The 13,746-nt window shown below is 63.3% G+C and carries 11 protein-coding genes and 2 pseudogenes; 1 reads left to right on the top strand and 12 read right to left on the bottom strand.

Features of this window, described 5'->3' with window-relative positions; translation table 11 throughout:
• Nucleotides 1-105 precede the first annotated feature (105 nt).
• The 7 genes and pseudogenes from kduD to uxaC form a co-directional block, all read right to left on the bottom strand.
• Entirely contained in the window at nucleotides 106-870 is a 765-nt protein-coding gene (gene kduD, locus AC0V7N_RS07510; RefSeq protein WP_475456115.1) for a 2-dehydro-3-deoxy-D-gluconate 5-dehydrogenase KduD, read from the bottom strand.
• Nucleotides 867-1,718, bottom strand: a complete 852-nt coding sequence (kduI, locus tag AC0V7N_RS07505) for a 5-dehydro-4-deoxy-D-glucuronate isomerase (protein ID WP_475456113.1) — start codon at nucleotides 1,716-1,718, stop codon at nucleotides 867-869. Before kduI ends, kduD begins: the two co-directional genes overlap by 4 nt.
• A gap of 23 nt (nucleotides 1,719-1,741) precedes the next feature.
• A complete protein-coding gene (locus tag AC0V7N_RS07500; RefSeq protein WP_475456111.1) occupies nucleotides 1,742-2,515 on the bottom strand; it encodes a FadR/GntR family transcriptional regulator in 774 nt (257 codons plus the stop codon).
• 24 nt (nucleotides 2,516-2,539) lie between these two features.
• Nucleotides 2,540-3,819, bottom strand: a pseudogene (locus tag AC0V7N_RS07495) (TRAP transporter large permease).
• Nucleotides 3,820-4,404, bottom strand: a complete 585-nt coding sequence (locus AC0V7N_RS07490) for a TRAP transporter small permease (protein WP_475456109.1) — start codon at nucleotides 4,402-4,404, stop codon at nucleotides 3,820-3,822.
• Between the two features lie 71 nt (nucleotides 4,405-4,475).
• Nucleotides 4,476-5,452: pseudogene (locus AC0V7N_RS07485) on the bottom strand (TRAP transporter substrate-binding protein).
• 32 nt (nucleotides 5,453-5,484) lie between these two features.
• Complete coding sequence (gene uxaC, locus AC0V7N_RS07480; RefSeq protein ID WP_475456107.1) at nucleotides 5,485-6,945, bottom strand: glucuronate isomerase; 1,461 nt, start codon at nucleotides 6,943-6,945, stop codon at nucleotides 5,485-5,487.
• 121 nt (nucleotides 6,946-7,066) lie between these two features.
• Between uxaC and AC0V7N_RS07475 the strand changes: the two genes are divergently transcribed.
• Nucleotides 7,067-8,560 (top strand): mannitol dehydrogenase family protein, encoded by a 1,494-nt coding sequence (locus AC0V7N_RS07475; RefSeq protein WP_475456105.1) that lies wholly within the window; start codon nucleotides 7,067-7,069, stop codon nucleotides 8,558-8,560.
• A 52-nt stretch (nucleotides 8,561-8,612) separates the two neighbouring features.
• On the opposite strand, the gene AC0V7N_RS07470 is transcribed toward AC0V7N_RS07475, so the two are convergent.
• The 5 genes from AC0V7N_RS07470 to AC0V7N_RS07450 form a co-directional block, all read right to left on the bottom strand.
• A complete protein-coding gene (locus tag AC0V7N_RS07470) occupies nucleotides 8,613-9,020 on the bottom strand; it encodes a F0F1 ATP synthase subunit epsilon (RefSeq protein WP_475456103.1) in 408 nt (135 codons plus the stop codon).
• Between the two features lie 60 nt (nucleotides 9,021-9,080).
• A complete protein-coding gene (gene atpD / locus AC0V7N_RS07465) occupies nucleotides 9,081-10,661 on the bottom strand; it encodes a F0F1 ATP synthase subunit beta (RefSeq protein ID WP_475456101.1) in 1,581 nt (526 codons plus the stop codon).
• 70 nt (nucleotides 10,662-10,731) lie between these two features.
• On the bottom strand, nucleotides 10,732-11,616 hold the full coding sequence (locus tag AC0V7N_RS07460) for a F0F1 ATP synthase subunit gamma (RefSeq protein ID WP_475456099.1): 885 nt from the start codon (nucleotides 11,614-11,616) through the stop codon (nucleotides 10,732-10,734).
• Between the two features lie 32 nt (nucleotides 11,617-11,648).
• Nucleotides 11,649-13,178 carry a F0F1 ATP synthase subunit alpha gene (gene atpA, locus AC0V7N_RS07455; RefSeq protein ID WP_172222567.1) on the bottom strand — a complete coding sequence of 510 codons (1,530 nt, stop codon included), beginning with the start codon at nucleotides 13,176-13,178 and terminating at the stop codon, nucleotides 11,649-11,651.
• Nucleotides 13,178-13,738 (bottom strand): F0F1 ATP synthase subunit delta, encoded by a 561-nt coding sequence (locus tag AC0V7N_RS07450; protein ID WP_475456097.1) that lies wholly within the window; start codon nucleotides 13,736-13,738, stop codon nucleotides 13,178-13,180. The genes atpA and AC0V7N_RS07450 overlap by 1 nt, the downstream gene beginning before the upstream one ends.
• Nucleotides 13,739-13,746 lie beyond the last annotated feature (8 nt).

The following is a 13,746-nucleotide window of genomic DNA, read 5'->3' as shown; positions in this document are numbered from 1 at the left end:
TCCTTCGAGCAATTCCAGGAAAAGTGTGAAACGGTTTTCCGTCCGGAATTGCGTCAAAACAACGAGATAGCGCAGTTCGGCGTTTCCGTGAAACGATGAACTGCGCTAGCGCGCCAGCCAGCCGCCATCCACCGGCACCACCGCGCCATGCATGTAGTCCGAAGCCGGCGCCAGCAGGAAGACGGCGGCGTCGCCGATGTCTGATGGCTCGCCCCAGCGCCCCGCGGGAATGCGCCCCAGTATGGCGGCACTGCGGTCGGGATCGGCGCGCAGCGCCTGTGTGTTGTTGGTTTCGATATAGCCCGGCGCGATGGCGTTGACGTTGACGCCCTTTGCCGCCCACTCGCAGGCGAGCAACCGGGTGATGCCGAGCACGCCATGCTTCGAGGCGGTGTAGGAGGCGACACGGATGCCGCCCTGGAAACTCAACACCGAGGCGATGTTGACGATCTTGCCCCGGCGACCGCCGGCAAAGGCGCGCCTGGCGAAGGACTGGCAGAGCAGGAAGGCCGTCTTCAGATTGACGTCCATGACGTCGTCCCAGTCGGTCTCGGTCAGATCGACGGCGTCGGCGCGCCGGATGATGCCGGCATTGTTGACCAGCCCGTCGAGCGGCCCGTTTTCGTCCCAGACCCGGTCCAGCATCGGACCGGCGGCCGCCGTGTCGGCAAGATCGGCGCTCACCGCCTCGAACCGGCCACCGACGGCCGCGACCTTGCCTGCCGTGTCGTCCATCGACGAACGGCCGACGCCGATCACCGCGCCGCCGGCACGGGCAATCGAAATCGCGATGCCCTGGCCGATGCCGGTGTTGGCGCCGGTGACGAGAATGCGCTTGCCGGCCAGGCTGAAGGCGGAAAGGTTGCTCACCGCAATTCGCCCATCGCCACCGGATCGACGTCGGTGTAGTCGACATTGTCGCCGGCCATCGCCCAGATGAAGGCGTAGTTCGAGGTGCCTGCGCCCGAGTGGATCGACCAGCCCGGCGACAGCACCGCCTCCTCATTGCGCATGACGATATGGCGCGTTTCGTCCGGCTCGCCCATGAAATGGAAGACTCGGGCCGAATCGGTCAGGTCGAAATAGAGATAGGCCTCCATGCGTCGGTCATGCACATGGCACGGCATGGTGTTCCAGATCGAGCCGGGTGCCAGCTGCGTCATGCCGACGACCAGCTGGCAGGTCTTTGTGCCCTCGGCATGAATGAACTGAAAGATCGAGCGTTCGTTACAAGCGTCCTTGCTGCCGAGATCGAGACGTTTGGCGTCACTGAGGCGGATCAGCCGGTTGGGATGGGCCTGATGCGCCGGCGCGCTGAGCAGATAGAATTTGGCCGGCTCGTTGGAATTTGCGGAGGCAAACGACACATCCGTCGTGCCCATGCCGAGATAGAGCATGTCGCGCGCCTGCAATTCGAAGGATTGGCCACCTGCGTTCACACTGCCAGCACCGCCGATGTTGACCGCGATCAGTTCGCGCCGGTCGAGAAAATTCTTTGTTCCCGTCGGCTTAATCGCTTCCAGTGGCAGTGCTGCCGCCACCGGCACGGCACCACCGACAATCATACGATCATAATGGGTATAGGTCAGGCTGACGCGGCCGGGCTGGAACAGGTCTTCGATATGGAAATTGTGCCGAAGCTCATCGGTTCCCATCGCCGCGGCGGCAGCCGGATCGATAGCAAAGCGGGAGGTGACGTCGGTGTGGCTCTGGCTCATGGCTGTCCTGACTTGAGATGGGATCAATCACCGGCGGCCTTGACCGAACGGGCATAATAAACCTGCCTTGCATGCAGGCGTTCGCGGTAGCGCTGCTGGCTGGCCGAGAGATGCGCGCGCATCGCCTCGCGCGCGGCCTCGGCGTCGCCTGACGTAATCGCATTGAGGATCACCAGATGCTCACGCTGCAGGCCGCGCTGGTAGCTGTCGGACTGCACCAGTTCGGTCGACCAGGGCGAGGTCACGTCGCACGGAATGGCGCGCCGGCCGAGCACGTCGAGCATTTCGACATAGAACGGGTTGTTGGTGGCGCTGGCGATCGCCCGGTGGAAGGCAAGATCGGCCGGCCCGGTCGGCTCGCTGGCGAGCAGCAGCCGCTCGAACTCGAAGAAGGCCTCCTGGATCGCCGCTTCCTGTGCGGCGTTGCGGCGTATGGCGGCAAGCCCGGCCGATTCGATCTCGATCGCCAGGCGCACCTCGAGCACGTTGAGCGCGATCGAATCCTTGCTGCCCATGTCGGCTGCCAGCGCGCCGAACATCGTCGAGATGTGCTCGGTGACGAAGACGCCGGCGCCCTGCCGCGGCTCGACCAGGCCGTCGGCGGCGAGCTTGGCCAGGGCCTCGCGGATGACGGTGCGGCTGACCCCAAAAGTTTCGGTCAGTTGGCCCTCGGTCGGCAGTTTGTGGCCGGGCGGGATCTCGCCCGCCTGCAGCTGCTTGCGGATCGCCGCGACGACGGTCTCCGACAGTTTTGGTTTTCTTTCGACCCTGAGGTCGGTTGCGGTATCCGATGCCATATCGTCCCCTATTTGAACACGCCCCTATTTGAAGACACTCGGCAACCAGAGCGAAATGGCGGGAATATACGTCACCAGCCCGAGCACCACGATACCCGCGCCATAGAACGGCCAGATCGAGCGCATCGCCTCCCACACCGTGATCTTGCCGACCGCGCAAGCGACGAACTGCACCGTCCCACAGGCGGCGTGTTCAACCCGATGCCAAGGTTGAGGATGGTGACGACGCCGAAATGCACGGGGTCGACGCCATAATGCGTGACCAGCGGCAGGAAGATCGGCGTGCAGATGATGATCATCGGCCCCATATCCATGAAGGTGCCGAGCAGGAGCATCAGGACGTTGAGCAAAAGCAGCACGACCAGCGGGTCGGTGGAGATGGCGTTCATGCCGGCGATCAGCAGCACCGGCACCTTGAGATAGGCCATCAGCCAGTTGAAAGAAGCCGCCGTGCCGATGATCAGCAGCACCATCGACGTAGTGCGCACGGCACCCTTGGTGGCATGGACGAAATCGCTCCAGCCCATCGAACGGTAGACGAAAACGGTGACCAGCAAGGCGTAGAGAATGGCAATGCAGGAGCTTTCCGTCGCCGTGAAAATGCCCGAGCGGACGCCACCGAAGATGATGCCGATGAGCAGAAGTCCAGGAATGGCGATGACCGCCAGTTGGCCGACTCGTGAGAAACCGGGGAAAGCCTCGACCGGGTAACCGCGGCTGCGGGCGACGAAATAGGCTGTAACCATCAGCGAAGCCGCGAACAACAGGCCGGGCAGGATGCCGGCGGTGAACAGGTCGGCGATCGAGATCTTGCCGCCGCCGGCGATCGAATAGATGATCATGTTTTGCGACGGCGGCAGAAGCAGCGCGATGAGCGCCGCCATTGAGGTGACGTTGACGGCATAGTCGGCGCCATAGCCGCGTGCCTTCATCTGCGGGATCATCAACCCGCCGACGGCCGCTGCCTCCGCCACTGCCGACCCGGAAATGCCGCCGAACAGCGTGGCGGCAATGATGTTGACCTGGCCGAGCCCACCCCTGACATGCCCCACAAGTGAGCCGGCAAAGGAAACGATGCGCTGCGCGATGCCGCCGCGCACCATCAGGTCGCCGGCGAAGATGAAGAACGGGATCGCCATCAGCGAAAACGCCGACATGCCCGACTTCAGCTGCTGGAACACCACCACCGGCGGCAGGCCGAGATAGATCACCGTCGCGAAGGACGCTGCCCCCAGGCAGAAGGCGATCGGCGTCCCGGCAAACATCAACAGCGTGAAGACGCCGAACAGGATCCAGAGTTCCATCTAGGCCTCCTGCACCGCCGGCATCTCCGGCACGTCTTCGAGATTGATGTCCTTGTCGATGTCGACGCCCGACCAGCGCAGCGCGATACGTTCGGCCGAGAACAGGCAGATCAGCACGCCGCCGGCGACCAGCGGCAGATAGTCGAAGCCGCCAGGCAGTTCGAGCGCCGGGATGATGGTGTGCCAGGTCAGCCCGACCAGCTTGCAGCCGTACCAGACCATGCCGAAGCCGAAGCCGAGCGCGATCAGGTCGGACAGAGTGCGCAGCGCCCATTTGCTGCCTTTCGGCAGGATATAGAGCAGCACGTCGAAGCCCATATGGTAGTTTTCGCGCACGCCGACCGCCGCACCCAGGAAGATGAACCAGTTCATCAGCATGATGGCGGTGACTTCCGTCCAGCTTGGCGAGTTGTTGAGCACGAAGCGGAAGAAGACCTGATAGGCGACGAGCGCGGTCATCGCGACCAGCCCGATGCAGGCGAGATAGAGCGCGCCATCGCATATCCTCGACAGCACCACACTGAACCGTGGCGGCGCCCCGCTTCTGGTCATTCCCGCCCCGCTCTTGTCCATTCCGGAAGCCATCCGATCCTCCCGATCTTCAGCCTGTCAAAAAAAGCGCGGGACGGGACGCAAGGCCCGTCCCGCAGCCGACATCACTTGGTCGCCTGGATACGGGCGGCGAGGTCTTTGAGTTCGGGCGTCGACAGATATTTGTCGTAGACCGGCTTCATCGCATCGATCAGCGGCTGCTTGTCGATCTCGCTGACCTTGACGCCGGCCTTTTCGACGAGATCACGCGACTTCTTCTCCTGTGCGTCCCACAATTCGCGCATCTTGACGACGCTGTCCTTGGCCGCTTGCCGCACGATCGCCTGGTCTTCCGGCGCGAGCTTGTCCCAGCTCGATTTCAACATCACCAGCACCTCCGGTACGATCTGATGCTCGTCGGTGGTGTAGTGCTTGGCGACCTCATAGTGCTTGGCGGATTCGAAGCTCGGCCAGTTGTTCTCCGCACCGTCGATGACGCCGGTCTCGAGCGCCGAATAGACCTCGCCATAGGCCATCGGTGTGGCGTTGGCGCCGAGTGCATTGACCATGTCGACGAACACGTCGCACTGGATGACGCGGAACTTCATGCCCTTCAAATCGGCAATCGAGGTGATGTCCTTCTTGGTGTTGTAGAAGGAGCGGGCACCGGAATCGTAGAAGGCGAGACCGACCAAATCATGCGCCTCGAATGCCTTCAGGATGTCGTCGCCGATCGGCCCGTCCATGACGTGACGCATCTGCTCGACCGAGCGGAACATATAGGGCAGCGACGGCATCGCGGTTTCCGGCACGATGCCGTTGAACGGTCCCATCGAGACGCGGTTGAGATCGATGACGCCGGTCTGCGTCTGTTCGATCGTGTCCTTCTCCTCGCCGAGCTGCGCCGAATGATAGACCTCGACCGAATAGCGCCCATTGGTGCGCTGCTTGATCAGGTCGCCCATGTATTTCACTGCCTCGACCGTCGGAAACCGTCGGGGTGCGTGTCGGCCGAGCGCAGCACGGTTTGCGCGTTGGCAATGCCGATCATCAGCGAACTGAAAGCGAATGTGGCTGCCGTCAATTTCGAAAAATGCAACATGACTTCCTCCCTTTAAAATCAAGGCGCCCGGCTCAGAGCCGGTACGCCTTCTTGGCAAGCGTGTAGGCAAGCTCCTTGGCCAGTTCATGCGCCTCTTCCTCGCGCAGCCTGTGCTCGGCGACGAGGCGGGCGAGGAAGGCGCAGTCGACCCGTCGTGCCACATCGTGACGCGCCGGGATCGACGGAAAGGCGCGGGTGTCGTCGTTGAAGCCGACGGTATTGTAGAAGCCTGCCGTCTCCGTCGTCATCTCGCGGAAGCGGCGCATGCCTTCCGGACTGTCGTGAAACCACCAGGCCGGCCCGAGCTTCAGCGCCGGGTAGACGCCGGCGAGCGGCGCCAGTTCGCGCGCATAGCTGGTTTCGTCGAGCGTGAAGAGGATGACGGTGAGATCGCGTTCCAGTCCAACGCAGTCGAGCAGCGGCTTCAGCGCCGTCACATAGTCGGTCCGGGTCGGGATATCGAAACCCTTGTCGCGGCCGAATTTCCGGAAGATGTCAGGCGAATGGTTGCGCCAGGAGCCGGGATGGATCTGCATCACCAGCCCGTCATCCCGGCTCATCTTGGCCATCTCGGTCAGCATCTGGGCGCGAAACAGCTTTCGCTCGCGCTCATCATCCGAGCCGTGGCGGATGCGGTTGAACAGCTCCTGCGCCGCCGCGTCGGAAAGATTGGCGGTCTCCGCCGTCGGATGGCCGTGGTCGGACGAGGTCGCGCCAAAACTCTTGAAGAAAGCGCGCCGCTGGCGATGTGCGTCGAGATAACCGGCCCAGCTACCGGTGTCGCAGCCGGTGATTTCGCCCAGCCGGTCGAGATTGGCCGAAAAACCATCGAAGTCGGGATCGACAACCGCGTCTGGCCGGTACGCCGTGATAACGCGGCCCTCCCAGCCGCTGTCGCGGATCATCTTGTGCCATTTGAGATCGTCGAGCGCGCCTTCGGTCGTCGCGATGACCTCGATGTTGAAACGCTCGAACAGAGCGCGGGGCCGGAAATTCTCCCACTGCAGCACCGTCGCGATCGTGTCGTAATGGTGGTCGGCCGTCTCGGCGCTCAATGGCTCTTCGATGCCGAACAGATGCGCCAGCACATGGTCGAACCAGAGCCGGGTCGGCGTGCCGCGAAACAGATAGTAGTGCTCGGCAAAGCGCCGCCAGATCGTCCTGCCGTCGGTCTCGACCAGCGCGCCGTCCAGGGTCGCCACGCCGAGATCCTCCAGCCGCACACCCTGGCTGAACAGCATGCGGAAAATGTAGTGGTCAGGTACGATGAGCAATTGCGCCGGATCGGGGAACGGCTCGTTCAGCGCATACCAGCGCGGATCGGTGTGGCCGTGCGGGCAGACGAGCGGCAGGTCCTTGATGCCGGCATAGAGATCGCGGGCGAGCGAGCGCGTCTGAGGTTCGGCGGGAAACAGCAAATCCGCATTGGTCAGTGCCACGATAATCCTCCCAGGGTTGCTATCGGTAGGGTTGGCAAGAAATAATGTCAACATACAAAAATTGGATTGTTGTATGATGATTTTTAGCCGACATCAGGTCATTGTGCCGTGCAAGAGCCGATGTTACGCCGTTCTCACCGATCCAGCCGACAAATCGAGCCCAACAAGCCAAGCCATGACAAGCAGACGCCTTTGCAACGACACGGTTCAGGCATTGCCGGCCTCGGCCACGGTCCCCGCCTATGACCGCAGCCGCATCACCCCGGGCATCGTGCATTTGGGTGTCGGCGCCTTCCATCGCGCCCACCAGGCCGCCTATGTCGACGACTGCCTGGCGGCGGGCGAAACGGACTGGGGCATCATCGGCGTCTCGTTGCGCAGCGCCGACACGCGTGATGCGCTCTCGCCGCAGCACGGGCTCTACACGCTGGCGGTCCGCAGCAGTGGCGAGGAGGAGCTGCGCGTCATCGGCTCGATTCAGTCGCTGCTGGTGGCGCCGGAAAACCCCGGCGCGGTGCTGGCCGCGCTGACCGATCCGCGCACCCGCATCGTCACGCTGACGATCACCGAGAAGGCCTATCTCAGGGCGGCGGGCGGCGGACTGGACGCCACCCATCCCGACGTCATCCACGATCTGGCCAATCCGCGGATGCCGAAGACCGCGCATGGTTTTCTGGCCGAAGCGCTTGCCCGAAGGCTGGTCGCGGGAACACCGCCCTTTACCGTGCTGTGTTGCGACAACCTGCCAGCCAATGGCGCCACACTGCACCGGCTGTTGACCGAATTCGCCGCGTTGCGCGATGCCAGGCCCGCTACAACGGGCGATGCCAACCTCGCCGATCACATCGCAAACCAGGTCGCCTTTCCGTCGAGCATGGTCGACCGCATCGTACCGGCGACCACGGACGCCGACCGGGCGCGGATCGCCGATGAGCTTGGCGTCGAGGATGCCTGGCCCGTGATGACCGAGCCGTTTCGCCAATGGGTGGTCGAGGACAATTTCCCGGCGGGCCGGCCTGCCTGGGAAAAATTCGGCGTCACCATGGTTGGCGATGTCGGCCCGTTCGAGGACATGAAGCTGCGGCTGCTCAACGGCGCGCATTCAGGCATCGCCTATCTCGGCCTGCTCAGCGGCCATGCCACGGTTGACCGCGCTTTCGCCGATCCGGCGATCCGGAAGTTTGTCGATGCGCTCTGGGGAGAGGCCATATCGACATTGCCGGAGGATGCCGGGCTCGATACATCAACCTACACAGCCGAGCTTACCGAGCGTTTTTCAAACACCGCGCTCGCCCACTGCACGGCACAAATTGCCAATGATGGCAGCCAGAAACTGCCGCAGCGCATCATCGCGTCCGCCATCGAATGCCTCGAAGCCGGTACTGAGTTCGTCCATCTCACCCTGGTGGTGGCGGCCTGGATCGCCGCCTGCGCCGCGCGCGGAAACACCTTGCCGGAGAACCATTTCACCGATCCGCTCGATGCCGCACTGACGGCGCTTTTGAGCCAGCAGCTACCGGCGAACGAAACGGTGACGGCAGTGTTCGACCTTGCCGGCTTTGCCAGGGATCATGCCGAGCGCCAGACGCTGATTGAACTCGTCGCCGTGCATCTCGTCCACCTGCGACGGGATGGTCCGACACTGGCCTTCGCCGCCTTGGGCATCTAAACAAAAAAGCGAGGCAAGGCCCCGCTTTTTAACAAGTCATTCGATGCGGACTTCAAGCCGGGAGAAGCGCGCCTTCCAGCGTGGTGAGCTGGCTAAGGAACTGCTCCGCCTTGCTGCGCGCCTGGTCGTCCTTGGCGTCGGCGGCATCTTCCTTGGCTTCCTGGATCCGGCGCGTGAGATCCGCACGGTCGACATCCTTGACCGCAACAGCCGATTCCGCCAGCAGCGTGCAGCCGGCCGGGACGATGTCGGCGAAGCCGCCGAACACGACATAGCGTTCTTCGCCGCCCGACGCGGTCTTCACCGTGACGACACCCGGCTTGATCGTGGTCATGACCGGCGCGTGATGCGCCATCACCGTCATCTCGCCTTCGGCACCCGGAATGACGACGGATTCGACCTGCTCGGAAACCAGCAGGCGTTCCGGCGAGACCAGTTCGAACTTGAAAGCTTCAGCCATGGTGTCTCACAAACGCTTGGATCGAAAGCAGCGCGGCTGAACCGCGCTGCCGAATGGGAATTAAGCCGCTTCAGCCGCCAGGCGCTGTGCCTTCTCGACCGCTTCCTCGATGCCGCCGACCATGTAGAAGGCAGCTTCCGGCAAGTGATCATAGTCGCCGTTGCAGAGGCCCTTGAAGCCCTTGATGGTGTCGGCGAGGTCGACCAGCTTGCCCGGCGCGCCGGTGAACACTTCGGCGACGAAGAAGGGCTGCGACAGGAAACGCTCGATCTTGCGGGCGCGGGCCACGGTCTGCTTGTCCTCTTCCGACAGCTCGTCCATGCCCAGGATGGCGATGATGTCCTGCAGCGACTTGTAGCGCTGGAGGATCGACTGCACCTGACGGGCGACGCCGTAATGCTCTTCGCCGACGACCAGCGGGTCGAGCATGCGCGAGGTCGAATCCAGCGGATCGACAGCCGGGTAGATGCCCTTTTCGGCGATGGCGCGGTTGAGCGTCGTGGTCGCGTCAAGGTGAGCGAACGAGGTTGCCGGCGCCGGGTCGGTCAAGTCGTCGGCCGGCACGTAGATGGCCTGCACCGAGGTGATCGAGCCCTTGGTGGTGGTGGTGATGCGTTCCTGCAGCGCGCCCATGTCGGTGGCGAGCGTCGGCTGATAGCCGACGGCCGATGGGATACGGCCGAGCAGAGCCGACACTTCCGAACCCGCCTGCGTGAAGCGGAAGATGTTGTCGACGAAGAACAGCACGTCCTGGCCCTGGTCGCGGAAATATTCCGCAACCGTCAGGCCGGTCAGGCCGACGCGGGCGCGCGCGCCCGGCGGCTCGTTCATCTGGCCGTAGACGAGCGCGGCCTTGGAGCCTTCGCCGCCGCCCTTCTTGTTGACGCCGGATTCGATGAACTCGTGGTAGAGATCGTTGCCTTCGCGGGTGCGCTCGCCGACGCCGGCGAACACCGAATAACCACCATGCGCCTTGGCGATGTTGTTGATCAGCTCCTGGATCAGCACGGTCTTGCCGACGCCGGCGCCGCCGAACAGGCCGATCTTGCCGCCCTTGGCGTAAGGTGCCAGCAGGTCGAGCACCTTGATGCCGGTGATCAGGATCTGGGCTTCCGTCGACTGCTCGACATAGGTCGGAGCCGGCTGGTGGATGGAGCGCATTTCGGTCGCATCGACCGGGCCCTCTTCGTCGACCGGCTCGCCGATGACGTTGATGATGCGGCCGAGCATGCCCGGACCGACCGGAACGGTGATCGGCGCGCCGGTGTCGCGCACTTCCTGGCCGCGCACCAGACCTTCGGTCGAGTCCATGGCGATGCAGCGCACGGTGTTTTCACCGAGATGCTGGGCCACTTCGAGCACCAGGCGGTTGCCGACATTGGTCGTCTCGAGCGCGTTCAGGATCGCCGGCAGGTGATCGCCGAACTGCACGTCCACGACGGCGCCGATGACCTGGCGGACCTTGCCGACAACGCCGGTTGCCTTAGTGGCAACAGCCGAAGTCTTGGCGGCCGCGGCCTTGGCCGGCGCTGCCGCCGTCTTTGCCGGAGCTGCCTTCGCGGCCGCTGCCGGAGCCTTTGCCGCCTTCGCGGGCGCTGCGGCCTTGGGGGCCGCCGTCTTGGGGGTCGCTGCTTTCGCCATCGTCTTTACCCTTTTTCGTCCTTTGTTTCTCACGCGGTCCGGTAGCGGGTCGATGACCCGCGAACCGCGCCTAGAGCGCTTCGGCGCCCGAAATGATTTCGATCAGTTCCTTGGTGATCTGCGCCTGCCGCTGGCGGTTGTAGGTGATCGACAGCTTGTTGATCATCTCGCCGGCGTTGCGCGTCGCATTGTCCATGGCGCTCATCTTGGCGCCCATTTCGCCGGCGGCGTTTTCGAGCAACGCCCGGAAAACCTGCACGGAAATGTTGCGCGGGATGAGGTCGGAGAGGATTTCGCCCGGCTCCGGTTCATACTCGTAGACCGCGTTGCCGCCATCCACCGCCTCGGCTGGAGCGGAAGCTACGCCGGCCGGGATGATCTGCTGCGCGGTCGGGATCTGGCTGATCACCGATTTGAACTGCGAATAGAACAGCGTGCAGATGTCGAAGCCACCCTCGTTGAAGAGGTGGATAACCTTTTTTGCGATGGCATCGGCGTTGACGAAACGGAGCGTCTTGACCTCACGCAGATCGACACGGTCGATGATCATCGATGCATAGTCGCGGCGCAGGATGTCGAAACCCTTCTTGCCGACGCAGATGATCTTGACCTGCTTGCCGTCGGCCAAAAGCCGGCGGATGTGGTCGCGGGCAAGACGGGCGATCTGCGAATTGAAACCGCCGCACAGACCGCGTTCAGCGGTGCAGACGACCAGCAGATGCACGGCATCCTTGCCGGTGCCGGTCATCAGCGCCGGGGCATCGCCGCCGCCGCCGATGGCCTGGGTGATGTTGGCCAGCACGGAACCCATGCGTTCCGAATAGGGGCGCGCCGCTTCCGCAGCCTCTTGCGCACGGCGCAGCTTCGCCGCAGCGACCATCTGCATCGCCTTGGTGATCTTCTGCGTCGCCTTGACCGAGGCGATACGGTTACGAAGGTCTTTTAATGAAGGCATGCTTCAAACCTGATCCCGTCTTGTCGCTTCGCTCAGGCGAAGGTCTTGGCGAAAGCGTCGATCTCGGCCTTCAGCTTGGCGCGCAGATCGTCCGACAGTGCCTTTTCCTTGCGGATGGCGTCGAGGACGTCCTTGCCGGCCGCACGCATGTGGCTGAGCAGGCCATGCTCGAACTTGCCGACCTGGTTGACCGGCAGCTTGTCGAGATAGCCATTGACGCCGGCGAAGATCACCGCGACCTGCTCTTCCGTCTTCAGCGGCGAGAATTGCGGCTGCTTCAGAAGCTCGGTCAGGCGCGATCCGCGGTTGAGCAGGCGCTGGGTGGCGGCGTCGAGATCGGAGCCGAACTGCGCGAAGGCAGCCATTTCGCGGTACTGCGCGAGCTCGCCCTTGATCGAACCGGCAACCTGCTTCATCGCCTTGATCTGCGCGGCCGAACCGACGCGCGACACCGACAAGCCGACGTTCACCGCAGGGCGGATACCTTGGAAGAACAGGTTGGTTTCGAGGAAGATCTGGCCGTCGGTGATCGAGATCACGTTGGTCGGGATGTAGGCCGACACGTCGTTGGCCTGCGTCTCGATGATCGGCAAAGCGGTCAGCGATCCGCCGCCCAGATCGTCATTGAGCTTGGCGGCGCGCTCGAGCAGGCGCGAGTGCAGGTAGAAGACGTCGCCAGGATAGGCTTCGCGGCCCGGCGGGCGGCGCAGCAGCAGCGACATCTGGCGATAGGCGACGGCCTGCTTCGACAGATCGTCGTAGCTGATCAGCGCGTGCATGCCGTTGTCGCGGAAATATTCGCCCATGGTGGCGCCGGCGAACGGCGCCAGGAACTGCATCGGCGCTGGGTCGGAAGCGGTTGCGGCGACGATGATCGAATATTCGAGCGCGCCGCGCTCTTCCAGAACCTTGACGAACTGCGCGACGGTCGAGCGCTTCTGGCCGACGGCGACATAGACGCAGTACAGCTTCTCCTTCTCGGGACCGTTGTCGTGCACCGACTTCTGGTTGAGCATCGTGTCGAGAATGATGGCGGTCTTGCCGGTCTGGCGATCGCCGATGACCAGTTCGCGTTGGCCGCGGCCGACCGGGATCAGCGCATCGATGGCCTTGAGGCCGGTCGACATCGGCTCGTTCACCGATTTGCGCGGGATGATGCCGGGTGCCTTGACGTCGACGCGCTTGCGTTCGGTCGCCTTGATCGGGCCCTTGCCGTCGATCGGGTTGCCGAGCGCGTCGACGACGCGGCCGAGCAGGCCCGGACCGACCGGAACGTCGACGATGGCGCCGGTGCGCTTGACGATGTCGCCTTCCTTGATGTCGCGGTCGGCGCCGAAGATGACGACGCCGACATTGTCGGCTTCGAGGTTGAGCGCCATGCCGCGGATGCCGCCGGGGAATTCGACCATCTCGCCGGCCTGGACATTGTCGAGGCCGTAGACACGGGCGATGCCGTCACCGACGGACAGCACCTGTCCAACTTCGGAGACCTCGGCCTCCTTGCCGAAATTCTTGATCTGGTCTTTCAGAATTGCGGAAATTTCCGCGGCGCGGATGTCCATCAGCCGACCTCTTTCAGTGCAAGCTTGAGCGAATTGAGTTTGGTTTTGAGCGACGTATCGATCTGGCGCGAGCCCATCTTGACCACCAGCCCGCCGAGCAGCGACGGATCGACGGTGACGGAGATGGCCACATCCTTGCCGGCAACGCTTTTCAGCGCGGCCTTCAGTTCTGTTTGCTGGGCCGCCGTCAGCTCATGTGCCGACGTGACATCAGCAGTGGTCTCACCACGCGCTTCGGCGGCAATCTGACGGAACGCCTTGATCATGCCGGGAATGGCGAACAGCCGCCGGTTCTGGGCGACGACGCGCAGGAAATTGCCGGCGAGGCCGGTAATCCCCGCCTTGTCGGCGATCGCAGCGATAGCCTTGGCCTGGTCCTCGCTGGAGAACACCGGGCTGTTGATCAGGCGGGTAAGGTCGGCACTGCCTTCGAGCATAGCTTCGAAACTGTTGAGGTCGGCCTCGACCTTGGCGACCGAATTTGCCTGCCGGGCGAGTTCGAACAGCGAACCCGCATAGCGTTCTGCAACACCTGAGATTGGCGATGACGATTGAGCCACGGACCGTC

The organism is Mesorhizobium kamtschaticum, assembly GCF_056174585.1.
Note: the sequence above shows the minus strand (reverse complement) of the source record. Positions and strands in the feature narration are given on the sequence as shown.